Below are 24,177 nucleotides of genomic sequence, written 5' to 3' on the forward strand. Positions count from 1 at the left end.
GCCAGTGTAAATCACCTTCGGTGGTATTGCCTGCCATCTCCAACATGGCTGCGACCTTTGGCATCATCACATTGTTCATGGTGGATGAACCAACTAACACGCGAAGACCTGTGTCAGTATTTCGTTCTTGTCGTGGAGGGCGACGTTATCGATTTTCACCGCGACGCCGGAATCGACATCGTTGATGCCTTGCACGATGGCGTCAGTCATCATGCGGGTGTTATTGGACATGGTGTCGTAAAACAGCGTGATACGATCTTTCTGATAACGGCCTGCCCACTTCAGATATAGGTAGATGATCTGAGCCGGGACGTCACGCCACGCCACGCCATACCTCGCCATGAGGGTAGCTGGTCATCCAGTGCAAGGTAACTGGAAATGGGCAGCGGCAACCTGCACCAACTGGCAAAGCGGCTAAAAATTAAAAAAGATGTTTTTTAACTCGACGGCTATCACTTTTAGATAAAAAAGATCGCTGATTTTTAGCGGCGTAAAAGGGGCTGAACCGAAAGAGGCTTTCAGGATGAGCCGCATATATGCGGCGAAAATCAGTGCCGTGTCGGACAAAAACGACAGAGACGTTTTTGAACAGCACTGGTACTGACCCGGAGGGCGAGCCCCATTTATAGGGCGAGTAATCGCGTCATTGGTGATCCGCTAAAAGCCTCTGGCGGTGAAGGCATCGCGTAGTGACCCCGTTCCGCCAAAAAGCCTGAGGTCAAGGAGCAGCAGCGATTGGCTGCTCCTTATCGGGTGCGTGCGGCGAATCTGCATGAAAATACCGATTGTTATCGCACACGAAATATCTCCCAGCGTTTATATCGCGTATTTAACTTAACCGCATTTCACGCATTTGGCGCTCTGGATCACCTGGAAGAAATCGTTGCCTTTATCATCGACCAAAATAAAGGCTGGGAAATCTTCGACTTCGATTTTCCAGATGGCTTCCATACCCAGCTCCGGATATTCTACGCAGGTCAGGCTCTTGATGCTGTTTTGCGCCAGAATCGCGGCCGGGCCGCCAATGCTGCCGAGGTAGAAACCACCGTGTTTATGACACGCGTCGGTCACCTGCTGGCTGCGGTTGCCTTTCGCTAGCATGATCATGCTGCCGCCGTTGGCCTGTAGTAAATCGACGTAGGAATCCATGCGGCCAGCGGTGGTCGGGCCTAATGAACCGGACGGATAACCTTCTGGCGTTTTCGCCGGACCCGCGTAGTAGATCGGGTGATCTTTGATATATTGCGGCAGGCCTTCGCCGCTATCCAGACGTTCTTTCAGCTTGGCGTGGGCAATATCACGACCGACGATGATGGTACCGGTCAGGGAAAGACGGGTAGAGACCGGGTACTGCGACAGCGTTTTCAGGATCTCGGCCATCGGACGGTTCAGGTCAATTTTCACGGCATCGCCTTCGCCCGCTTCACGCAAGTGCTCAGGAATGTATTTCCCCGGATTCTGCTCTAACTGCTCCAGCCAGATACCCTTGCGGTTGATCTTGCCTTTGATGTTACGGTCAGCGGAGCAGGACACGCCCATACCGACAGGGCAAGAGGCGCCGTGACGCGGCAGACGGATAATCCGTACGTCGTGCGCAAAATATTTACCGCCAAACTGCGCGCCCAGACCCAGATCGCGTGCCGCCTCCAGAATTTCTTGCTCCAGCGCGACATCACGAAACGCCTGACCGTGTTCATTGCCTTCGGTCGGCAGTTCGTCATAGTACTTGGTCGACGCCAGTTTAACGGTTTTCAGCGTAGTTTCTGCCGAGGTGCCGCCAATGACAAACGCGATGTGGTACGGCGGGCAGGCCGCGGTGCCCAGTGAACGCATTTTCTCGATCAGGAAGCTTTTCAGTTTACCCGGCGTCAGTAGCGCTTTGGTTTCCTGATACAAATACGTCTTGTTGGCTGAACCGCCGCCTTTGGTGACGAACAGGAATTTATAGTCTTCACCTTCGGTGCTGTAGAGGTCAATCTGCGCAGGCAGGTTGGTGCCCGTGTTGACCTCTTTGTACATGTCCAATGCGGCGTTCTGCGAGTAGCGCAGGTTGTCTTCAATGAACGTGTTGTACACGCCCCTGGACAGTGCTTCGGCATCGTTACCGCCCGTCCAGACGTTCTGGCCTTTTTTACCGACGATGATCGCCGTACCGGTATCCTGGCAGGTGGGCAGAATGCCCTTGGCTGAAATCTCTGAGTTGCGTAGAAATTGCAGGGCAACGTATTTATCGTTTTCGCTGGCTTCCGAATCGCTAAGAATATCGGCAACTTGCTGCTGGTGAGCGGGGCGGAGCATGAAAGAGGCATCGTGGAAGGCTTGCTGGGCCAGAAGCGTCAACGCCGCGGGATCGATCTTCAGGATGTCCTGACCTTCAAACTGGGCGACAGAGACAAAATCGCTGCTCAGCAGGCGGTATTCGGTGTCATCTTTACTGAGTGGAAAAGGATCTTGGTAATAGAAGGGCTTATTCGACATTTTTTTCTCACTTGCAATTGCATTAATTAGTAAATTTTCACCTTAGAGGATTCACATCTTATTATTAAGGCGTATTACCGCAGCACGACTGGGATGCCTCGAATACAAAAGTAGTAATCGCTATAATAGTATGGTTTTTTGTTGGGAAGTACTACTTTTGTACATCACAATAATAGCGATGCGTATGCATTATTTTTCTCGGTAACAGACGGGCGAAGCCGCCGTGCGGCACGGGTTTCCCGTGCAGGGGGATAACAGGGAAATACGCACGATAGCGTGTGAAAATATTCCTCTTTTAATTGACTTATTTAAGTAAAGTAAATGGTGAAATTAAAAACAATAGCCATTTCATCTTTAATAATATTGCTTAATGACGGTACTCTACCACCTTATGCGATGAAAATGAGCGTAGTCAGAACCAAATAATAAAAGTGAATGTGCTATGCAAAACAAAAGCAGTAAAACGTTATGTGAACGTGTGTGCCATGCTGTGGGCTTTGAGCTGATTGCGTTAATGATCTGTGCGCCAGCGGGTGCCTGGCTGCTGAATAAGCCGCTTTTCGATATGGGCGCGTTGGCAATTATGCTCTCCAGCGTCGCGATGATCTGGAATATGATCTACAACTCAATATTCGATCGCCTGTGGTCGGCGGATCGCGTCAAGCGTCGGTTGCCGATTCGTATCGCCCATGCGTTGGGGTTTGAAGGCGGTTTTATCCTGATTGGTCTGCCGCTGGCGGCGTGGATGTTGAACGTCACGCTGTGGCAGGCACTGATGGTCGAGATCGGCTTCTTCCTGTTCTTCCTGCCGTATACCGTGGTGTATAACTGGGCCTACGATACGTTGCGGGAGCGTATTATGAATCGCCATCGCCATCGCCATCGCCATCGCCACGTTCGTCGGGTGTCGGTCAACTCCCGTCGGCGTTAATTCGTTTGCGTGAATTCCGCGCGTTACCGGTGTGTCAGTTTAACGCTCTGATACGCCGGTAATTCAAGCGATCGCCATAAATACCAGGATGCCACCGTGCGATAAGGCCGACATGGCAGGCTGAGTGCCTGCAACTCGCGCGGTTTCGGCATGTCCGGCAAATCGTAAACGTAGCGTAACCCCTGACGAATACCGAGATCGTCGAGCGGCATGATGTCGGGGCGTTCGAGCGAATAAATCAAAAACATTTCTACCGTCCAGCGCCCGATTCCCTTGAGCGACGTCAACTGCTGAATGAGCGTGTCATCATCCATTTCTGCGGCCCGTGCGAGGCTGGGGACCAGACCGCTTAGCGCACCTTGGGCAATGCCATGTAGTGTATCTGCTTTGCGGGCGGAAAAGCCGCATTGCCGCAGCGTGTCGGTGGAGCAGGCCAGCATCTGTTCCGGGCTGGGGAAGACATCATCATGTATCCGCAGGAGCTTCGCGACCATCGCGTCTCCGGCGCGCGTCGTCAATTGCTGATAGGCAACGGCACGCATCAGCGCCTCATAAGGTTCCCGGTGTGGCGCGGTCTGGTGGCGACAGTCGCCAATCTGTTCGATCAGGCTGGCCCAGCGTGTATTGATGGCGCTGAGATGGGTTTTGGCCTGCTGAGTGAAACCCGATGGCGGATGTGATGGCATAAACGGTTTCCGTGATGAGCATGCAAAGGGCAGAAAACGAGCATAGGAGATTGCCGCATAGTGCGCCATGTGGAAAGGGCTATTCGGATGAAAAAGCAAGAAATGCGAGGGTGACGAAACGCTATATCGGGATATGCCAGAGGGAGATTGCAGCGGCAGGCTATGCCGCTGTTACGCATTAATAATAATCGCCGTGTCGATAGTCCCAGGTGGTGAAGGTGTCAGACAATAGCGACATCACTTTGTCCACATCCAGCCCTTTGCGTATCAGCGCCGGACACGGATACACGCTGCGTCTGCCTTTCTGTTCCGGTATCAACTGACCGTCCGTATCCACCATCGACACCATCACGCCTTGGTCGTAGCGTGTGTCATGGGATTTATTCGGCTGGATGGATTTCACGTAGTCGTCGGCTTCGATAATCAGATCGGCAAAGGCGCTGATACGTTCACCGATACCTTCTACCTCGCCCCGGTTGCCTTTGCCTGACGGATTGGCGGAGCTGGCAAAGGTTAATTTACCGTACTCTTCCCACAGCGCCTGCGTGATGATTTCACTCGGTTTACCGAATTTAATCACGAAGCAGCTGGTTTTACGGTCATCCATCATCAGCGCTTTCGAGCCGTCTTTGGGGATCCGCGCTAATGCGTCGTCGTGCCAGGGAAGGATGCAGCCCAGCAGCACATCGGCCTCCCAATGGCGTTGATATAGCCGTTCGATTTCTGGATTCAGTTGCGCCAGCGTTTTCAACTGCGCAAGTGAACCACACAGCACGACGCCCGGCTTGTTGCGGTTGCGCTGTTTGGCGTCAAATTTGCGCTCCAGCCCGACCTTGTCTGAAGCCATGATGATGTAACCTACTTTGGTTGGCGAAACGATGATTCCCCCGCCGCGTGACATAATGTGCACGGCATCATCATGTAAACCGCCATTCCAGTGAACATTATTTCTGCTCATGTTGCCCTCTCGCTTGCAGAGAAAAAACCTGAGCTTCACCATGTACCATGTATTCGCATCACAGGTTTGTTCGAAAAGTAACCGATAATGTCGATAGAAATATCAACATCGGGGCGATTCGAATGAAAAAGCAAGCGTTGCACGTGTACGTAAAGTGGCTTCGGTTTAGCGTTAGCGCATGAGGTGCCTGTCACTAATAGTAAGATGGGCGGGCGCACTACGAGTGGGTGGAATGAGGTGCATATGATGCAGAACGACACGATGCTTAATGATACACCGTTTCAGGATTCTGACTCGCGCTGGCAGGCGGTGGTAATGCGCAATCACGCGGCTGACGGCTGCTTTATCTATGCGGTGAAGACGACGGGGATTTACTGTGCGCCCTCCTGTGCGTCACGCCAGCCCCGGCGTGAAAATGTGGTATTTTTCGCGACGGCCGATGAGGCGCAGGCGGCGGGGTTTCGCCCGTGTAAGCGTTGTCGTCAGGGAACGCTTACACGGCAGGAACAGCAGGCGCAGCAGATTGCCCACGCGTGCCGGATGATTGAGCAGTCAGCGTATCAGCCGACGCTGGCGGTGCTGGCTCAAGCCGTGGGGATCAGCGCGTTTCATTTTCATCGCGTGTTCAAAACCATCACCGGCCTGACGCCAAAACAGTATGCCAGCGCCCATCGTCATCGGCAGCTACGTGAACAACTGTCAGAAAAGGGGGCGGTTACCGCAGCAATTACCGCGGCGGGCTATGACGCCAGCGGGCGCTTTTATGCCGCAGTAGGGGCGCATTTAGGGATGACGCCAACAGTGTTTAAGAACAAAGGAAAAGGGATGACGATTCACTTTGCCGTTGGCCGCTGCTCACTCGGCGAGGTGCTGGTGGCGGAAAGCGAGAAAGGGATCTGCGCGATCCTGCTGGGAGACGATCCTGAATCTCTGCTCAACTCGCTTCAGGAGATGTTTGCTAACGCACAGCTGATTGGTGGCAATGCGGCGTTTGAGCAACGGATGGCGCAGGTTGTTGGATTTGTCGACGATCCGTCTATCGGGCTGACGCTGCCGCTGGATATTCGCGGTACGGCATTCCAGCAGCGTGTCTGGCAGGCGCTGCGGGCGATTCCCGCAGGAGAAACGCAGAGCTATCGTGAGGTCGCTGAACGTATTGGCGCACCGGCCGCCGTGCGTGCGGTCGCGGGTGCCTGTGCGGCAAACCGGCTGGCGGTTGCCATTCCCTGTCATCGCGTGGTCCGGCATGACGGTACGCTGTCAGGCTATCGCTGGGGCGTTGTGCGTAAACATGCGCTGTTGGTGAAAGAGCAGTTGGACAAAGAACAGGGCACGCATCCGCGAGGGGAACCGCTATCGTGAATTTTGATTTATTTGCTGATGAAGTGCCGCGTCGCTGGACGGAAACGCTGGCTCCGGGTGCTGTCATCCTGCGTGGTCGCGCCGGTGACGACGCCCCGGCGTTGCTTGCGGGGCTGAAAGCCGTCACCGCACGTGCGCCGCTGCGGAAGATGGTGACGCCGGGCGGCTTTGTGATGTCGGTGGCGATGAGCAACTGCGGGCCGCTTGGCTGGGTGACGGATGAACGCGGCTATCGTTACACCGCACAGGATCCATTAAGTGGAGAGGCGTGGCCTGCTATGCCGGACGTTTTTTCCCGACTGGCGCAGCAGGCGGCGAGCGAAGCCGGTTTTGCTGATTTTGAACCGGATGCTTGCCTCATCAACCGCTATGATGTCGGTACGCGCATGTCTCTGCATCAGGATAAAAACGAACGGGATTTCCTCCGGCCGATTGTGTCCGTCTCGCTGGGGCTTAGTGCGACATTCCTGTTTGGCGGCAGGGCGCGCAGTGATAAAGCGCAGCGTGTTGCGCTGACGCACGGCGATGTGGTGGTTTGGGGCGGCGAATCACGGCTCTATTTCCACGGCATTCTGCCGTTGAAAAGCGGTAACGTGCCGGAAGGGATGTCCGACGAATGCCGTTTTAACCTGACGTTTCGTAAAGCTGGATAGGGAAATAGTGCTGTTCACTTAAGCCCGTTATGAGGGGGAACCACAGGGATACTTCCCCTGTGGTCGCCCCGCGTATCTCGATGCCAAACGATCGACATTAGGCTTAAGGAGAGCGCTTATTTCTTGCTGAACTTCATATAATCAAGGGCGCTTTCTGCCGCGATACGACCCGAATTGAGCGCAAAGCCAAACGTGCCGCCGCCTAACAACAGGTCGTAAGTATCGCCATACATGCCGGCAGCATCGTTCCCAGTGACGTACAGACCCGGTATGGCTTCACCGGACTTATCGATCGCTTGCATTTTCTCGTCAATTTTCACGCCGCCTAATGTACCCAATGCGGCGGGCTGCATTCTTACCGCATAGAATGGACCGGTTTTTACCGGGCGTAGGTAATCCATGTTTTTGTTAAATATGTCATCCCGCTTTTGCGCCGCAAACTTATTGTTTTCTTCCAGCGTCTGCTTCAGCACGCCTGCCTCGACGCCCATCTCTTTCGCCAGCCCGTCAATGGTGGCGGATTTGAAGACGAAACCGCGATTTTTCTGGCTTTCCTTGCTAAATTCGCTATCAAATTTTGTCAGCTTGGTATTGGCGATCACCCATTCGCCAATCGGCACATCAATGCCGTCTTCGACATAATGCTTGCGGGAGGTTTCGTCGAAAATGGAGTACATGATGCCGCCCGCTTTTGACAGCGCGTTGCCGGAGTGCGGCCAGATGATGACGTTGGATTCATCGGTAAAGCGGCGACCGTGTTGGTCAACCCACAGATAAGGCTGACGCGCGGCGGCCAGCAGATGAGAGTTGGGCGCGTAGTCCGGCAGGCCAGGGCGATAGGCTTGCAGCAAGCCCAGGCCGTCCGGTTTGGCACCCGCTTTCCAGGCCATAGTAATGCCGTCGCCGTCTTTACCGACGTTACCCACCATGATGGTATCGGGGAAGGCGGCATATTTTTGCAGCATCTCTTTGTTGTTGGCATAGCCGCCCGTCGCGATGATGACGGCTTTCGCGTCTATCTGGAAGGTATTGCCTTCGCTATCTTGTGCAATAACGCCCGTGACTTTGCCGTCTTTCACGACCAGATCTTTGCCCGCTGTTTTCACCAGCGTGGTGACATCCATGTTTTTAAACTGCTCGTGGAATGTCTTAATCAGGTGGCGGCCATGGCCGGGGCCGTCGATCACGTGCCAGGTCAGCATACCGCCAGGGCCGCCGGGACCGATGTATTCAAACTTGATGCCTTTCGACTTCACCCACTCAATGGTATCGGCAGAGCGGTTTACGAAGGCGCGCACCACGAAGGGGTTCGCCATCCAGTGGCTGTAGTCCATAATGGTCTTAAAGGCCATATCCGGCGTTACCACAATCCCCTGACGTTTCTGCATGCTGCTGTTGGCGGCGAAGATGCCCTCGGCAAAGTTACCCGTGCCGCCGACAATTGGCTGTTTTTCCAGTAAGACGATTTTCGCCCCTTTCTCTGCGGCGGCCATGGTGGCCGAGGTGCCTGCCGCCCCCGCGCCGATAATGACGATATCGGCATTTTTCGGCATTTCCGGCTTTGCCGTGTCCGCCGCCTGTGCAGCAGACCAGCTCATCATTGAGAGACAGAGCGTCGCGAGTACACTTTTTCTGAAGCGTTTCATGATGTTTTCCTTAGTGTTATGACTATGCTCACAACCCGGCGGTATTACTTCGCCTTCGCCTGTGCGTACGCGTCTTCCGCGGCTTCTTGTACCGCGCCGCTGGTCATCGTGGCACCGGACACGCCATCAACCTGTATGCTCTGCTTTTCGGTCATGGCTTTCGCGAGCTCCTGTGCGGCTTCTCCCCCGACTTCCGGTGTTTCTTCCGGCGCATCAATGGTCGATTTGAGGACTTTTCCCTGCGCATCGATATCGAGCGTGACGGTGACATCGCCGCCGATACCCTGTCTGGCGGCGGAATAGGTCCCGGCTTTAAAGCTCCCTTCTTGTGCAACCGCGGTTCCCACGGCGAATAACAGGCAGAATGGAAGGATTCCTGAGCAGATTTTCATATCAATAGTTCCCGTCGTTTTTGAGTAAATACGGTGAATAGCCACGTTATTTCCCATAAATAAAGCTATCTCCCATGAATAAAGTGATAACCGTCGTCGTGATTGAGGGGCCTGAATATCAGGCAGCAAATCGGTAAACCAATACCGAGTAATAAAAACAGCAGGCTGAAAGGGTTAAGGTCTAAGAGGCGTTCAAACTGAGAAAGAAAACGTAATAGCGGAAATGTCAGCGTCATACTGAGCATGACGGAAAGCAACTGGCTAATGGTCAGCAGATTATTACCGCTGTGATACGTGCTGTTATTCAGATTACTGAAAGCCAGCGTACTTTCTGCTGAATATAAGAGTGAAATGAGTACGCCGACTATCATCGCGATAACGCCGATGAGGAGCATCGACTTCTCTTGCACTGCGGCACTCAAGGCAAGGATGCAGAGTGATGTGACGCCGGTTGTCAGCATCAACAGCCGCCGATAGCCAATACGTTTGACCAGCGGCTCGAACAGCAATTTTGACAGCAGCGCTCCGCTGGAAAAGAGCAGCAAAATCAGGCTGGTTTCTGCGGGAGTACAGGCTTGCGTCGTTTGCAGCATGAGGGAGAGCACGACGGGCGTTGATGCCAGCAGCGTTCGTGTTGCGATGCCACCCATCATGCCGACAGAAAAGGTTCTGATGCCAAACAGCGCACGGGGGAATAATGCCGTTTCAGCAATGAGATGCTGTCGATAATAAAGGAAAACCAAGCCTAGCGTGCTGCAAGACAGGAACAGTATGACGAACGTTGGAACGATATTTTTCGTGGCGGTGGTTAACAGGAACGCCATGAGAAATAACATCAAAATGGGAAAAGCTAATTCATAGGCGCCTGTGCGTGGTGTTTCTTGTCGTGGTGCGGCTGGAATAATGTGGACTGCCAGAAAAAAGCAGAGTAAGGCCAACGGAATGTTCACGAGAAAGATAGCCTGCCACGACAGAAGGCTCACCAGAATATTGCCAAAAACGGGGCCGATCAGCGTGCCGAATAACCCCAGTAAGGTTACCCGATTCAGGAAGCGCAATTTCAGACACGATGGCGTGGTGCGTAATAGTACGGTTCTGATGATGGGCAGCATGAGTGCGCCGCCAATGCCCTGAATAAAACGAAAAACGCTTAAGCTGCCGAGCGTGGTTGCGGTCATACACAACAGCGAACCGAGCGTGAAAATAGCGACCGCGATCTGGTAGGTTTTTCTTTCCCCTAATCGTTCTGCCAACCAGCTGTTGGCTGGCGTAAACGCGACGACCGTGACAATGTAGGAGACAACGATCGCCTCCATATGCAATACCGGCTGGTGTAGCGATTGCGCGATGGCGGGGATAGCGACATACACCATGGTGGTATCTAGGGATTGCATGAAAAAAGTGACAGAAGCAATCCAGAACATGACCCATGATGTATTCATTTAGGCCACCGTCATTTGTCCGGCATAAAGCACGAACAACCGTAACAGGAACACGCCGAGCAGACTCATGATGGCTAACGTCACCATCTGACCTTTGCCGGAATGGGCAGAAGGTTTGCGTACTCGATTCGTAATCGATGGGATCACAATACCGATACCGATAACGCCAATCCAGAATATGCCGCCCCAAAAGCCCGAGAGCGCGGTCTGTGCGGCGACCACTTTTTGTCCTCCGCCGAGCAGCAGCCCGATAAAGAACGCGAACAGTAGGAATAGCTCGGCGTATACCACTGGGGTTTCCACGCGATGGATGAAATGTAGGGAGCGTGAATTCCCTGAGCTATTGCGTCCCCAAGCGCTGGCCAGCAGCATGACGGCAATGCCTGAGGTGGTGCCGGATACCAAAAACAGGACCGGCAGGACGGGATTATTCAGCAGTGGAAAGGATTTCAGCGCGGACAGCAGAAAACCGGTATAGCAGCCGAGCAGGATCGCCAGCGCCAGTAGCAGATTTTCAATCATCGCGGTCTTGTTGGCGATCATCGCCGTCAGTTTACGCGCCTGTGCAGCCAGCGCGGGTCGGAGCCAGACGCTCTCAAGATGAGCCAGCCAGACGTCATGATAGAGCGTGATGAGCCATAGCAGCATCACGATGAAGTACACCTGAAAGAGCATCACGCCAAGTGACATGATGGACGTCGGGTTGTAAAAGACCATCAAATACCAAAAGGTAAAGGGTTTGGTCAGGTGGAAAATCAGAATCACCAGCCCGAGGATCACCGCGAGCGGTGCCACGATCGCCGTGGCTTTGATGACGCGGTTACCGCCGTGGTATTCGGCAGGCACAGCGTGTTTGAGCAGCATTGAGATCGTCACCATCCCCGCCGAAATACCGACCAAGAGCAGGTAAACGGCGATGGGCCAGTCCCATACCAGCGTGTCGAACGTGAAGGCGTTATGCATTGTTGATGACTCCTCGTTTTCCTGGCATACGATAGAGTTGAGGTTCCGTGCCGAGATAGACCTTGGAGCGGTAGGTCGCGTTGCTCTCGATCATCTTGGAAATAGTGCTTTCAGGATCGTTGAGATCGCCAAACACCAACGCTTTGGTGGGGCAGATTTCGACGCAGGCAGGCTGTTTCCCTGCTGCCAGATTGGTTTCCCGACAGAAATTACATTTGTCTGCCGTCTTCGTGACCGGATTGATGAAACGCACATGGTAAGGACACGCGGCAATACAATAACGGCAACCCACGCAGCGTTTATCGTTGACGTCGACAATCCCGGTGAGCGCATCTTTGAAAGAGGCGCCTGTCGGGCAGACGGCGACGCAGGGCGGGTTCTCGCAGTGCTGGCAGGACTGACGGAAAAATTGCTTGATGGCACGCGTTTTCTCGACGGCAGGAATATCGACGGTTTGCAATATATCCAGTCGGGTTACGCCATCAGGGACGTTATTGGTCGCTTTGCAGGCCTTGATACAGGCTTTACAGCCAATACAGCGCATTTCGTTATGCAATAAGCCATATTTAACGGCTAATTGGTTCTGCACTTTTTCGGGTTCGTTTTTCGCCTGTGCGAGACCGATATTTCCACTAACGGCAATCGCACTTCCCATATAGGCAATAAAACGACGGCGAGATAATTCTTCCATATCATAAATCTTCACATTGAGGTGATAACCGCGCGAATGCCTTCGTGTAGAGACATGATTAACGTCATCATCACGTTAATATTTCGCAGTGTGATGCTAATAGAAAACAGGGCCGACCATGATGATGGTGAGGATAAATAGGCCGAATTTTTGTTGTGAGTTTATTGGAGCATGGGGGGGGACGGTTAAGTGTGCGATGGGTCACAATTGTTTTTTTGTAGATTGGTATATAACAAATATCGATTTGTTATAAGTGCTATTTGACTTTTCTTGTTCGTTTAAGAAATTGTTTTTCTATTATATTGATGCAGGTTGCTGTTTTTATTTTTGTGATAAAAATGAATAATTGATGTGTGTCATGTTATCGGTTTTTTATGTGGAAAATGCAGGAAGGGAAAATGGATAATGATTTTTCTTGTAAAAAATTTAGGGGGGTTAACGTTGCGTTAACAATAGCCTGTAAGGGGGGAGGCCAGAGATGGCGCGGCATAAAAAACGTTAGTGCGTATTTAGCACTAACGTTTATGTAACAAAAACAATAAGGGAAATAGACTAAAAACCGCAAACTGGCATTAAGGTTTTAGGTGTTTATCAAGAAAGCGTACGGTAATTTTCATGATGTCCGGTTGCAGCCAATGTGGTCCACCGTGCTCTGCTCCTTTGATGCGGTAGTAGGTCGAGTCGATATTTTTCTCTGTCAGCGCCTGATGCAGTCTCTCGGTCTGGCGTGGGGAAACCACGGTATCGTTCGTACCGTGCATAATCAGGAACGGCGGTGTCGCGCTGTTGATAAAGTTAATCGGGTTGGCGGCGGCGGCTTTATCGGGGTAGCGGGTAATGGCACCGCCTTCATTAAATACCGACGTGCCGTTGACCCAGATAGCTTCTGTGGCGGAAGGCGAGGCATGTTTCTGAACAACATCATCATGAAAACCTTCACCCACCAGCGTGAGGTCGGATAGCCCATAAAAGTCGATCACCGCTTGAACATCGCTGCTTTGGTCGAGATGCTCGCCTTTATCGTAGGCTTTTGAACCAGTTGTTGCGCCAGCAAACGCTGCAAGATAGCCGCCGGCAGAGGCACCGAACACGGCGGCATGCTGTCCATCAATACCGAACTTTTTCGCATTAGCGCGCAGATAGCGGATGGCGGATTTCACATCTTCCAGCGGCGCGGGAAAAAGAACGGTAGGTGCCACACGATATTCCATACTGGCAACAACATAACCGGCCTCAGCAATGTTAATACGCTGTTGCAAATAATTATCTTTATTGGCGTTAATGAAGCCGCCGCCGGTAATAAATACTACAACAGGAAGCGCTGTTTTCGCTTCAGGTTGAAGAATATCCATTTTTAATGCGACGTTAGGATAACCACGTATGGAGACCTGAGAATACACCACGTCCGAGATTAATTTCACTGACGTCGTTTCCTGTTCTACGGTGATCTCATGCTGATTCTGCGCGGCGTTTATTGCTGCGGAACTCATCATCGTCAGTGATGCTAATGCTATTTTTGTTTTTTTCGTATAATGCATAGTTACGTCCTTTTGTTGGGGGTTTGTAAATAAGTTTGGGGTGTGATTAACAATATTGCATTTGTAAAATGAATGCTAAAAATAGTTGTTAAAATTAACAGAGATTCTTATGGGATTATTTTCTTATTGATAATAAATTGGCTAAATCTACTATTAATGCTACTTCTCATTAATTAAATGTGCATCTAATCACAATTGATTGTTTACAAATCCCTATAATTGTTATTATGGGTGGTTATGGGGAGCATCCATTGATGCGTAATATAAAACAATGCTCAGTATAAAACGTGTGATTTATTATCAGGAGCTCATCCGGGTAGGGAGTTTCACGAAAGCGGCGAAAGCGCTGAATATCTCTCAGGCGTTTTTGTCACAGGAAATCGCACGGCTGGAGTTTGAAACGGAAAGGAAGCTGATTAACCGAACCACGCGACAGTTTTCTCTGACGCCATTCGGGAAGGTATTTGCTGACAAAATTCAGGGCATGATTAAGGAATATTATGAGCTGGAGCAGTTCGTCAGCAGCTATGAGGAAAGCACGGATGGCGCGTTGCTGGTTGGCGTAATCCCGATTTTCAATCGTCTGGCGTACTACAATGTGTTTAACCTGTTTCAGAGAGCCTATTCTAATATCGATATCTCTTTCATTGACGGTGTCAGCACCGATTTACTGGAAAGGGTACGCAATGGCGAGATCCACCTGTCTTTCTCAACGCCTTTTGATGAATACCTGAACGATACGTTGTTTCATCACACCATTTGCCAGATCGATGACATTGTAGCTGTGATGGCGACGTCGCATCCACTTGCGGGCAATAAGACGCTAAACTTGTCGCAACTGGTAAAAGAAAAGCTGATCGCGCCGCAAAAAGGGACGGGGGAGTATGCCGCCGTTTCCGAATCCTTCACCCGACAGGGCATTAAGCCCAGCAACTTCCGCGAATGCAGCAATATGGACATCATTATGGATCTGGTGGTCAATCTGTCCGGCGTGGTCTTCCTCTGTTCGTCTGTCGCCAAAAGCCTGATCGCTTACGACGTCGCGGTTATTCCGCTGGAAGAGCAACTGAAGAGAACCTTCGCGATTAGCTATCTGAAGCGCAGCGTGAACATTCCCATGGTGCGGCTATTTCTGGATTTTTTGCAAGACTACAGCGAATCCGCTCGGTAGGGCGCTTTCTCTGTTCAACAGACGCAAATCGCAACGAGAACCTGTTCCGTATTCCTTCCTCACTAATGTACTGTCTGGCCGACAGCCGCCGCGTGACGGCATCAGATATGTTGTGAATCATAACCCCACTGGGGGAAGCACATGCCGATGATGCCTTGCTCTGTGCTTCCCATTCTCAGCATGACGCGCGTGGCGGATGCCCATTTATCTGTCAGGCGCTGGAATGCGCCATTATGCACGGGCGGTAGAAATGATGAGGGATGAACAACTGCTCACACATACGCTGTCTGGAACTGACTGCGCAGAATGATCAGATACGTGAGTTTCTCAGTCTTGATGACAGTTTCCATTAGCTTTTGACGCAGACTGCCAACTGTCCGCTGACGTGGGAAACGTGATGCTATCAATTCTACTTCAGCGGTTGTGCCAGATGAATGACCCACAATTCGTTGTCGGCCTCTGGCTTCTGTAACGGTTTGATTGCCAATGTTGTGTCAACCGCCTTGCCATCCCGCGTGAGTTTGCCATCTGCAGTCACCTGATAGTCGTCCGCTTTGTCTTTGGCTTTCACCGGCGATTGCAGCACGGATTGCAGGCCAAAGTCGTTGTCGTTAATAACGGCCAGCGTTTGCTTATCGACCAGCGCCAGACCTTCCACTTTCTCCTGCTGCCAGCCGAGCTTACGCAGATCAACCAACTCCTGTTTGTGCGCCAGCGTAATGCCGCGTTTTTCCAACTGGGCGAGATCGTCAAATTCCGGCGATTTGCCGTCGGTATCGAACGGCGTCAGGTCGCTCGCTTTGCTGAGATCGACCAGATAGATGCGGTTCTGCATCTGTTTATCTTTATCCGCTCCCTGTTCAACCAGCAGAATGTGTTGATTATCCAGCGCCATGATATCGCCGATCTTGGCATCCTTCGCTTTCTTATAGCTGTCGATGTTGATGGGGTAGCCCACCATACGACTGGTTTTGGTTTCTGGGTTAAACATCACCAAACGCGTAAATTGCGCTTTGTTTTTGCTTTTGCCGTCGATATCCAGCGTACTTTGCACGGCCATGACAATCGTGCCGTCCGGCAGGCGTGTCAGCCCTTCAAAACCTCGATTAGGCTGACGCCACTTGATAATATTCGGTAAGCTGCTGGCAACCGAGTGCTCATTACCCGCAGGCGTCGGGCCGAATTTTTGCAGGATCTTCCCACTAGCATCAACGTGAATCAGGAACGGACCATATTCGTCACACAGCCAGAAACCCCCGTTGCCATCCGGGGTGATTCCTTCGGTGTCCAGTCCGCGCTGGCTGGTGCTGAGCGGTTGCAACGCGTCGTTCAGCGCCACTTCGTTGGTCGTGCCGATAACGTCCGCAGGCAGCGGCAGGCCGGTGATATTGCCCTCGGCATCGTGCAGCGCTCGAGGGTTGATCGCCTCGGCGGCTTTTGCGCTAACCCGAATATCCATCATCAACGGCGCGTAGTCAGGGCTGGCGAAGATCTTGGCCTCTTTCTCGCCGACCAGCGGTGCATCGGCATTCGGGCCGCGATCGGTGACCGTGGTGAATATCAGGTCGTCACCTTGTTTACCGGTGAAATAGAGGCCGGAACCAATGCCAACAGGCAGACCATTGGGGAAGTTCTGGGCGAATTTGCCCTGATAGGCGACACGTTCGCTGGCCGGGAAGGTGACGACATAGCGCGTCACATTTTCTCCTGCGGCCTGAACGCTGAACGGCAAAAATCCGGCAACCAGCAGTGCTAACAACGTGTGTTTCATGTTATTCCCCATCAAATGTTATTTTGGTGATGACAACGATGTGTTGGCCGCGCCATCTGTCGTGGATGACGCGGTGTTTTCCTGCTCTTTCTCTTTTTCTTTCATGCCACTCGGATCGGGCTGTGGGTAGTCATAATCAATGCGCAGAGGATGTGCATAGGCGCTGTTCCACAGTTGTGTATAGAGCCTGTCTACCCGCTGTGCCATCGCCGGGTTCTGAATCACCATCTCCAGATTGCGCGAGTTATCCAGATAGCCACCGCTCCAGTTGCTGGTGCCAATCCAGGCTTTTTGGCCGTCGATGGTCATGATCTTACTGTGGATCACGCGGGCAAACGGGATGAAGCCGCTGCTGGCTTGCGGTATCGACACCGTTTTGATTTGGATGTTGGGCAGCACTGCCAGGCTTTTCAGGTAGGCGATATTCGGCATTTTGGTGCTCCATTCGGACACCATCAGCTCGATCTGGATGCCACGTGCGGCGGCAGCGCGAATCGCGTTATCGATAACCGCGTAATACGGGCGCGTTTTATCCGGGCCGTAGGAGAGTGGAACGTAATCCATCACCTGAATGCGCACCTGTTGCTGCGCTTCAGCCAGCAAGCGGGGAAGCTCTTCTTCGGAATCTATTACGCCAGCAGGGTTGAACGCTTTGGGGCTGGCAACCAGATAGTTGCCCGAACGGTCAATAGGTTGCGTTGCCGCGGGCAGCGGCGGCACAGTTTCATCGCGAGCCAGCCGCGCTTGTGCCTGCCAGTCTTGTTCGAAAATTGCGCTAATTTGCTTCACTACGTGCGGATCGTCGATCAATAACCCCGTTTCGTGAATGTGTTCCAGCGCCCGCCAGTCAAGATTCTGGCTGCCCATGTAGGCCTGTTTACCATCAACCAGCAGGTATTTGGCATGAACGATACCGCCGCTCAGGCGTTCAAAGGGGATCACGCGCAGCTCCAGATTCGGAATCGCTTTGAGTTGTTCCAATGTGTCCTGAGTAGAGATTTTTAGCCCTTTTTCCTCGAGCAGCAGTCGGATTCGCACGCCGCGCTCTCCGGCGGCACGCAGATGCTGCAAGACGTTATCAAAGCGTGTTCCAGCCTGATTCGCGACATAGAATTGGCCCAATTCTATGGTGTGCCGGGCGTTATCAAACAGCGATATCCACACCGCATCGCTGGGTCGTAAATCAGGGGCGATCAGCGTGGTTTCAACCGGGGCGTCATAGACTAATTCATAGCCGGGAATGCGATAGCCACTAGCGCTGGCGTCGGCATGGGCTGACGCACTTACAATAAACAATACGCCTCCTGTCAGCAGCCTGTTGATGCAATGCTTCCAGCGTTGCCCCGGATTGATGAAACCACCACGCTTAAGCATAGCGCTTCTCCGCCATCGCTTTTTCTGTCATGGCACTGTCTGTCATGGCGTTTACCGCAGGGCCCGCTTTCTGTTGGCGAGTATGCGGCATTCCGGCGCGAATCAGCAGGACTTTCAGCATTTCATTGATGTGTTCCATGCGGCTTTGCAGGAAATTGTTCCCTAGCAGGCAAACCAACGCGATGGCGATGCCCAGCCCTGTGGCGTACAGCGCCGTTCCCATTCCAGCAGAAACTTGGCTCGGGTCGGAGATTCCCGCCGCGGACAGCGCTTTGAAGGTTTCGATGATCCCCATGATAGTGCCGAGCAGCCCCAATAACGGTGCCGCGGTGACAACCGTCTCCAGAACCCATAGTCCGCGCGACAACTGCGGCTTACTTTGTAGATATTGTGTGTCGATCAGGTCGTTAAGCGCATCACGGTTTTCTGCCTGATGTGACTGCGCCAGCACGGGCGTAACGACTGCTATGGGCAGGCTGGGGCGCTGGGTCAGAGCATCCGGCAGATCGTGAATGTGGCGGATTTCCGCCGTCAGGGCGCGCTCCAGACGTTTGGCCTGCCTACGCGTATAGGAAAAATAGAGACTGCGTTCGATGATGATCATCAGGGCGATAACCAGTGAGGCGTACATGATGTAGAAAATAATCTCGTGCAGCATATCGGCGTTCATGGCCTGATCCTTCTGTTGCCTTGTGGGGTGTTGCTTGTGATTAGCGCCAGCGCGGGAAAGCGCGCTGGCGTATTACGTTAACGGATTAGAACGTGGCTTCCAGTGAGGCACTGAAGGTACGTTCTTCCCCGACGTTGTAAAATGGTGTGCCTGCCGATACGCCGTTATACGATCGTGAGTTGAAGCTCACTGAGCGCGCGGAGTCGAGATACGCTTTGTCGAACAGGTTGCTGACGCCAACGCGTAAGGTGGCGCTTTTCACGATCTTTTTATCCACTGGCAGATAGACACCGGCACTGAGATCGAAAACGGTACGCCCACCGATCTTCTCGTCATTGGTCATGTCGCCGTAGAACGAACCGACATAGCGGCTATTTACGCCGGCGTAGTAGAGGCCATCGTCATAGCCCAGTCCAAGGTTGAGCATATTTTTCGGCGCGTTGGCGACCTGCTTGCCCGCGGTGGGGAGCTGGCTACCGCCGGTGGCGAGATTGTTTTTCTGCTCAGTGTCGGTATAGGTATAGGCGGCGAAGTAGTTGAAGTTATGTGGCAGTTTACCGCTCCACTCCAGTTCCAATCCTTTATTTTCCATCTTCCCGGCGTTGATCATTTCGTAATCGCCATCAGCGTTACGGCTGGAGATCTGACGGTTGGTAAAGCGGATAAAGAACAGTGAGGCGCTCAGCAGCATGTCTTCATCCTGGAAGCGCCAGCCGAGTTCCTGATTCCAGCTCAGCTCCGGTTTGGTATTGATAGAGTCGCCAACGTTGTACAAGACGTAGTTGGGCGGGGTACGCATGTTGCGCGTGATGTTATAGAACACCTGATTTTCGGTATTGATGCGGTAGGCTGCGTTAAAGCTAGGCAGGAACTCATGGTATTTCTTGTTCTTTTTCTCTGCGACGCTATATAAGCTGCCGAAGTTAGTGCCATCACGTTCGACGTGCTGATAGGCCAGAGCACCAGTGAACGTCCATTCCGGTGAGAAGAACCAGGTGTCCTGAACCCAGATTTTATGGGCTGGCGTGACGGTAAACTGGTTACGGCCTTGAACCACGTTCCCGTTAGCGTCGGTGATCTGATCCGCATCGCCGGGTTTGCCAGAGATGTTAGCTGGGGTGCCGTCACTCTTAATCGGAATGAACGGCTGCGTTTGACGCTGACGGGCACGCTCGAACCAGTAACCGATATCCAGACTATGTTCGTCGCTAATATCCCACTTCAGCTTGGTCGTGATGCCCGGTCGCCAGGTTTCCGTCCACGACGGGCGATAATAGGTGTTGGAGGTCAGGTTGCTGAGATCGTAGTTACCTGCGCGGTCCGACGTGGCGGATAACACGCTGGCGTTTCCGCTGCCAAAGCTGCCGCCGTTCGTCGAGAAATAGTAGGGCTGTAACGTCAGCGCCAGATTATCGCGTAGCTGTAATTTCTGGGTGAATGTGACATTCAGCGTTTCAAAGTTATTGCGGTTGAGTTTGTAGTATTGGGAAATTTGTCCACGGTTGTTGTAAACCGGCGTCGTGGCGTAATCCATCTTGCGCCCATTCTGCTCGAACTGCCGCTTGCTCAGCGTCGAGTAGTTGATGGTATCTTGCTGATTGTATTTCACAATCAGGCTGCTACTGTGGCCGTTTTCATGTTCATACAGGCCGTTCCACTCAACTTTATCGGCACGGGAATACCCTGCGCCACGCCATTTGTCGGAATCGGTATACGAATAGGAGAGCCAACTGCTGAAGCCGTTGTGTTTACCGGTTTCCAGACGTGCGAACGTCTTGCTGAGGTTGTTGCTGCCGAATGTTTGCTTAACGAATCCGCCAAACTCTTTTGCCGGACGGTGGGAAACCAGCCCGATGTTGCCGCCGCTGGCACCGATGTGCGGGCCGTCCATTTCTGACGAGCCTTGAGTGACAAAGATCTGCTCCAGGTTTTCTGGGTCGCCCATCCCGTTCGGGTACACCGCGTAGTCGCCGGAGTCATTGACGGGAATGCCATCTGATGACAGACCGACCTGATCCGCACTCATGCCTCGCATGGTATAGCTGACGCCGCTTAAGCCGCTGGCATCGTTACTACTGACGTTCAGGCCGGCGGTGTATTTCAGTTTATCAATGGCGTTGCCTGCGGCGGGCATCTTATCCAGCGCGTCTTTTGTCACGGTCGAGCGCGATTTGGCGCTGTCTTCCTGAACCATTAATCCTGCGCCAAGCGGTTGCCCTTGTACGTTAATGGTGCCGACATCTGTTGCGTCCTCCGCCAGCGCGGCGCCCGCCAGTAATGCGCCGACGACGGACAAACATACCCCAGAAAGTTTGAACGATTTCATTTAATAATCCTAGTATTATCATTAGGTTATTTGCCAACATATTGTTGACGTTATTTTTGCTGATTCACTTTCTTGTTCAGGTGCGAAACGCTACTGCGCCTGATAATCGAACGTGGCTAAAAAGCGTTTTGTGCTTTGCCCTGCAAAGGCATCGGCAGGGAAGGCCCGAACCTGTTTGATGCTTTGCAAGCTGGCTTGTGCCGCTCGGTTCAGCAGCATGCTGCGTGCTTTGCTACTGATTCCTGAATCGATAACGCGTCCTGTGCGATCGACTTCCAGCCAGACTTCAACGCGACCTTCGGGGCGTTCGAGTGACGCCTGACGTCCAGTCGGGTAGCGTTTAGTTTGCTCAAGCTGCGCACGCAGCGCCTGCGCATAGCTAGTTTCCAGTGTGGCGACATTCACCGGTGGCGCGGAAGGCGCAGCCGGTGCCGGACGCTTGACCGGAGCTTCCGGGCGTGGCGCAGTCGGTTTAGCCAGAGCGGGTGTCGGTTTAGGTTTGGTTTCCGCTTTGGGCTTCACCTCTGGTTTGGGTTTCGGCTTCACTTCGGGTTTCGGAGGCGTAACCGGCGGTGCCTCTATGATTGGATCGGGCACATTAACCGGAATCGGCTCGGGTTCTGGCATCGGTTCGGGTTCCGGCTCAGGGCGCGGCTCGGGCTGGGGAATCGGTTCCGGTTCAGCCAGTGTGAGCGCCATGACCGTTTCGTCGTATTGCTGCTGAACTTTCAGCGGCGGCTGTTGGCTGGCGAAGAACAGACAGGTAGCAAAGACCGGCAACGGCAACCAACTGATGGCGTGGCGTGAGCGATAGAGCAGATACATGTCACGATTTCCGGGTAGCGATAGAAATGGACGAGAACCCACCCTGACGCAGGGTATCCATGACGGTCACCAGTCGCTCAACCTCGACGCTTTTATCGCTGTTGATAATGATGGTGGTTTGCTGGTCTTGCTGCTGTTGCAGCGTCGTAACAAGATCGCTTAGCGTCATCGGCTGTCCGTCCAGCTCCAGATGATCCTGTGCACCAAGCGTGATGATCGCTTTTTTCTGCGGCTTGAGTTGCTGCGCGCTGCCAGCGGCCGGGAGCTGGGTTTTCAGGCCCAGCGCAGGAATAACGTTCATGCTGATCAGCACAAAAAAGACCAGCAGGAACATCATCACATCGATCATCGGAACTAAATCGATGTGGGCTTTTTGCTTCTTGGGTTCGTTCCAGTTTCTCATTACTCACTTCCCTACAGGCGCGAATGTCTGAATGTCTGAACAGGGCAATCCGCGTGGCGCCGAAACAAAGCAGCCAATATAGGTAGGGTTTGTTTAAGTTTTTTTACATTTATGTGATTAATTTTTCATATTTATGCGAATTGATGGTGATTTTTTGCCAAAAATAAGTTTTTTTGATGTTTATGTATCATTTTCTAACAACCAAAGGGGAATAGCCAAAAAAGGGAGAGACACAGGTGGTGGGGGGATAACGGCGAAAAATGTATGGCCAGCGGGGAGCCGCGGGCCTGATAGTTATGCTTTTCCCGGTGGTTTCCTGAAGGTGGGAAGTTTCCTGAAAGCGAAAAAGAGCTGTAGCGTGTTGCACAGCACCAGAAAGGCGGTGATGACGAACACCCAGCGGAATCCCATCATGGCGGACACACCGGAACCGACCAGCGGCCCCAGTACATTGCCCAGATACATGAATGACTGGTTATAGCCGAAGATACGGCCTGTCACCTGCTGGCTGCTGTATTTGACCAACAGCGCCTGCACGGTTGGCATCAGTGCGCCATCGGCAAAACCCAGCATAAAGCGGAGGATACCGAGCTGCGTGGGGCTTTTTACTGTCGCCATGACCAGAAACAGCAGCACGCTGAGCGCCAGTGCGGCGATCAGGACGCGATGAGCGCCTATCCGGTCACCTAAACGACCCAGGCGCGGTGCGGATAGCAGGGCAGACACGCCGGGGATAGCGGCAATCACGCCACTGATAAAAGCAATGTTGTCCGTGCCGGGCGTCAGATCGCGGATGAACAGGGTGAGGATGGGGCTGATGGAACCGTTCGCCATCTGGATCATCATCGTCGTAATAAACAGACAGATAATGAGTGCCGGGTACGGCAGAGAAGCAAAGACGGCTTTCCCGCTGAGCCGGTTCTCTTTGGTGACCTTAACCATGCTCTCTTTAATCGCGAAAAGCGTAATCAGGAAGCTGGTAAACAGCATACCGCCGGTGATGAAAAAGACGATACGTAGCCCGATATAATCGGCCATAAAGCCGCCGAATAAGGGGCCGAGAATGACTCCGACGATCTGCCCGGTCGATAGCATACCCAATGCCCAGCCGCTTTTTTCACGCGGAACCTGCGACGCGATTAGCGCCATCGCATTGGGAATATACCCGGAGGTCAGCCCCATAAGCGTGCGCAGGATGAACAGGTGCCACACGTTGGTCGCTAGCCCTTGTAACGACATCACGATCGCCATGCTAAGCGCGGCGCGCAGCAGCATAAGTTTGCGGCCTTTACGGTCGGCGAGGCTTCCCCACAGTGGCGCAACGGCGGCAGAGACGAGAAAAGACGAACTGAAAATTAAGCCGGACCACAGGCTCCGCGATTCGTGCGAGTGAACGCCAAGCTGCTCAATGTACAGCGGCAGAAAGGGTAATATCTGGCTCATCGCCAGCCCGGTGAAAAAGCATCCCAGCCAGGCAGAGAAGAGGTTAAGTTTCCAGATTTCCATGGGGGGCGGAATAGGCCTTCATCAGCGAATAACCAATGGCGAAACCGTGGTGACTGCGCGCAAAAAAAAGTGTGCTAACCGACAGTGAATGGTGCTCAATTAATAACGGGCAGTGACTAAAATTTCGCCTTTCATCATGAGCATAGCATAGCCAGCGGCGTAGTGGTCACTGAGGGTAGTGATTCGCAACAAAAGAAAATCAGCATGGGGAGAAGGTGAACTGAGTGAAAGCCGCGGTGAATTTAATTGTGTGATAGATGTCACAAAAAATTAGCTTTTGAACAACAGGAGTTGTACAATTCACCACCATAAGGCAGTCCACTGCCAAGTAAGGCAAGAGCAACTCCATCGCGTCATCAGAATAACGAGCTAGGTAAAACAAGGTGAAAAA

20 protein-coding genes and 2 pseudogenes are annotated in these 24,177 nt (G+C 52.7%); 5 read left to right on the plus strand and 17 right to left on the minus strand.

The features are described from left to right. Window positions 1-37: 37 nt before the first annotated feature. Window positions 38-333 (minus strand): annotated as a pseudogene (locus ACKQAD_RS07840) (anaerobic nitric oxide reductase flavorubredoxin); the annotation flags it as partial. A 501-nt stretch (window positions 334-834) separates the two neighbouring features. Continuing rightward, on the minus strand, window positions 835-2,478 hold the full coding sequence (fumA, locus tag ACKQAD_RS07845) for a class I fumarate hydratase FumA (RefSeq protein WP_409159641.1): 1,644 nt from the start codon (window positions 2,476-2,478) through the stop codon (window positions 835-837). Between the two features lie 442 nt (window positions 2,479-2,920). On the opposite strand from fumA, the gene ACKQAD_RS07850 reads away from it, so the two are divergent. Next, on the plus strand, window positions 2,921-3,409 hold the full coding sequence (locus ACKQAD_RS07850; RefSeq protein ID WP_409159642.1) for a multidrug/biocide efflux PACE transporter: 489 nt from the start codon (window positions 2,921-2,923) through the stop codon (window positions 3,407-3,409). Window positions 3,410-3,432: 23 nt separating this feature from the next. On the opposite strand, the gene ACKQAD_RS07855 is transcribed toward ACKQAD_RS07850, so the two are convergent. Next, entirely contained in the window at window positions 3,433-4,095 is a 663-nt protein-coding gene (locus tag ACKQAD_RS07855; RefSeq protein WP_409159643.1) for a DNA-3-methyladenine glycosylase family protein, read from the minus strand. Between the two features lie 178 nt (window positions 4,096-4,273). After that, window positions 4,274-5,053, minus strand: coding sequence for an L-threonylcarbamoyladenylate synthase (locus tag ACKQAD_RS07860; protein ID WP_409159644.1), 780 nt, complete (start codon window positions 5,051-5,053; stop codon window positions 4,274-4,276). 246 nt (window positions 5,054-5,299) lie between these two features. Between ACKQAD_RS07860 and ada the strand changes: the two genes are divergently transcribed. Then, on the plus strand, window positions 5,300-6,415 hold the full coding sequence (gene ada / locus ACKQAD_RS07865; RefSeq protein WP_409159710.1) for a bifunctional DNA-binding transcriptional regulator/O6-methylguanine-DNA methyltransferase Ada: 1,116 nt from the start codon (window positions 5,300-5,302) through the stop codon (window positions 6,413-6,415). Continuing rightward, window positions 6,412-7,068, plus strand: coding sequence for a DNA oxidative demethylase AlkB (gene alkB / locus ACKQAD_RS07870; protein ID WP_409159645.1), 657 nt, complete (start codon window positions 6,412-6,414; stop codon window positions 7,066-7,068). The genes ada and alkB overlap by 4 nt, the downstream gene beginning before the upstream one ends. A 116-nt stretch (window positions 7,069-7,184) precedes the next feature. On the opposite strand, the gene ACKQAD_RS07875 is transcribed toward alkB, so the two are convergent. The 6 genes from ACKQAD_RS07875 to ACKQAD_RS07900 form a co-directional block, all read right to left on the minus strand. After that, on the minus strand, window positions 7,185-8,714 hold the full coding sequence (locus ACKQAD_RS07875; protein ID WP_409159646.1) for an FAD-dependent oxidoreductase: 1,530 nt from the start codon (window positions 8,712-8,714) through the stop codon (window positions 7,185-7,187). Window positions 8,715-8,758: 44 nt separating this feature from the next. Further along, on the minus strand, window positions 8,759-9,106 hold the full coding sequence (locus tag ACKQAD_RS07880; protein ID WP_409159647.1) for an FMN-binding protein: 348 nt from the start codon (window positions 9,104-9,106) through the stop codon (window positions 8,759-8,761). 65 nt (window positions 9,107-9,171) lie between these two features. Then, window positions 9,172-10,548, minus strand: a complete 1,377-nt coding sequence (locus ACKQAD_RS07885; protein ID WP_409159648.1) for an MFS transporter — start codon at window positions 10,546-10,548, stop codon at window positions 9,172-9,174. Continuing rightward, window positions 10,549-11,511, minus strand: coding sequence for a cytochrome c nitrite reductase subunit NrfD (gene nrfD / locus ACKQAD_RS07890; RefSeq protein WP_409159649.1), 963 nt, complete (start codon window positions 11,509-11,511; stop codon window positions 10,549-10,551). After that, window positions 11,504-12,202, minus strand: coding sequence for a 4Fe-4S dicluster domain-containing protein (locus tag ACKQAD_RS07895; protein WP_409159650.1), 699 nt, complete (start codon window positions 12,200-12,202; stop codon window positions 11,504-11,506). The genes nrfD and ACKQAD_RS07895 overlap by 8 nt, the downstream gene beginning before the upstream one ends. Before the next feature lie 572 nt (window positions 12,203-12,774). After that, the gene (locus tag ACKQAD_RS07900) at window positions 12,775-13,740 is read right to left on the minus strand and encodes an alpha/beta hydrolase fold domain-containing protein (protein ID WP_409159651.1); all 966 of its coding nucleotides are present in this window, start codon (window positions 13,738-13,740) and stop codon (window positions 12,775-12,777) included. Between the two features lie 271 nt (window positions 13,741-14,011). Between ACKQAD_RS07900 and ACKQAD_RS07905 the strand changes: the two genes are divergently transcribed. Continuing rightward, window positions 14,012-14,911, plus strand: coding sequence for a LysR family transcriptional regulator (locus ACKQAD_RS07905; RefSeq protein WP_409159652.1), 900 nt, complete (start codon window positions 14,012-14,014; stop codon window positions 14,909-14,911). Window positions 14,912-15,114: 203 nt separating this feature from the next. Beyond that, a pseudogene (locus ACKQAD_RS07910) lies at window positions 15,115-15,261 on the plus strand (GntR family transcriptional regulator); the annotation flags it as partial. A gap of 59 nt (window positions 15,262-15,320) precedes the next feature. Here ACKQAD_RS07910 and ACKQAD_RS07915 read toward each other — a convergent pair. From ACKQAD_RS07915 to ACKQAD_RS07945, 7 genes are all read right to left on the minus strand, one after another. Next, the gene (locus ACKQAD_RS07915) at window positions 15,321-16,682 is read right to left on the minus strand and encodes an esterase-like activity of phytase family protein (RefSeq protein WP_409159653.1); all 1,362 of its coding nucleotides are present in this window, start codon (window positions 16,680-16,682) and stop codon (window positions 15,321-15,323) included. 18 nt (window positions 16,683-16,700) lie between these two features. Next, window positions 16,701-18,056, minus strand: coding sequence for a phospholipase D-like domain-containing protein (locus ACKQAD_RS07920; RefSeq protein WP_409159654.1), 1,356 nt, complete (start codon window positions 18,054-18,056; stop codon window positions 16,701-16,703). Further along, window positions 18,049-18,726, minus strand: a complete 678-nt coding sequence (locus ACKQAD_RS07925) for a MotA/TolQ/ExbB proton channel family protein (protein ID WP_409159655.1) — start codon at window positions 18,724-18,726, stop codon at window positions 18,049-18,051. The genes ACKQAD_RS07920 and ACKQAD_RS07925 overlap by 8 nt, the downstream gene beginning before the upstream one ends. 85 nt (window positions 18,727-18,811) lie before the next feature. Then, on the minus strand, window positions 18,812-21,052 hold the full coding sequence (locus tag ACKQAD_RS07930) for a TonB-dependent receptor family protein (RefSeq protein ID WP_409159656.1): 2,241 nt from the start codon (window positions 21,050-21,052) through the stop codon (window positions 18,812-18,814). A gap of 90 nt (window positions 21,053-21,142) precedes the next feature. Continuing rightward, on the minus strand, window positions 21,143-21,877 hold the full coding sequence (locus ACKQAD_RS07935) for an energy transducer TonB (protein ID WP_409159658.1): 735 nt from the start codon (window positions 21,875-21,877) through the stop codon (window positions 21,143-21,145). A gap of 1 nt (window position 21,878) precedes the next feature. Continuing rightward, a complete protein-coding gene (locus tag ACKQAD_RS07940) occupies window positions 21,879-22,280 on the minus strand; it encodes an ExbD/TolR family protein (protein ID WP_409159659.1) in 402 nt (133 codons plus the stop codon). A gap of 294 nt (window positions 22,281-22,574) precedes the next feature. Then, on the minus strand, window positions 22,575-23,786 hold the full coding sequence (locus tag ACKQAD_RS07945; RefSeq protein WP_409159660.1) for a multidrug efflux MFS transporter: 1,212 nt from the start codon (window positions 23,784-23,786) through the stop codon (window positions 22,575-22,577). Between the last annotated feature and the right edge of the window lie 391 nt (window positions 23,787-24,177).

The organism is Pectobacterium artocarpous (genome assembly GCF_046159765.1).
In the GTDB taxonomy this organism is placed as follows: Bacteria; Pseudomonadota; Gammaproteobacteria; order Enterobacterales; family Enterobacteriaceae; genus Pectobacterium.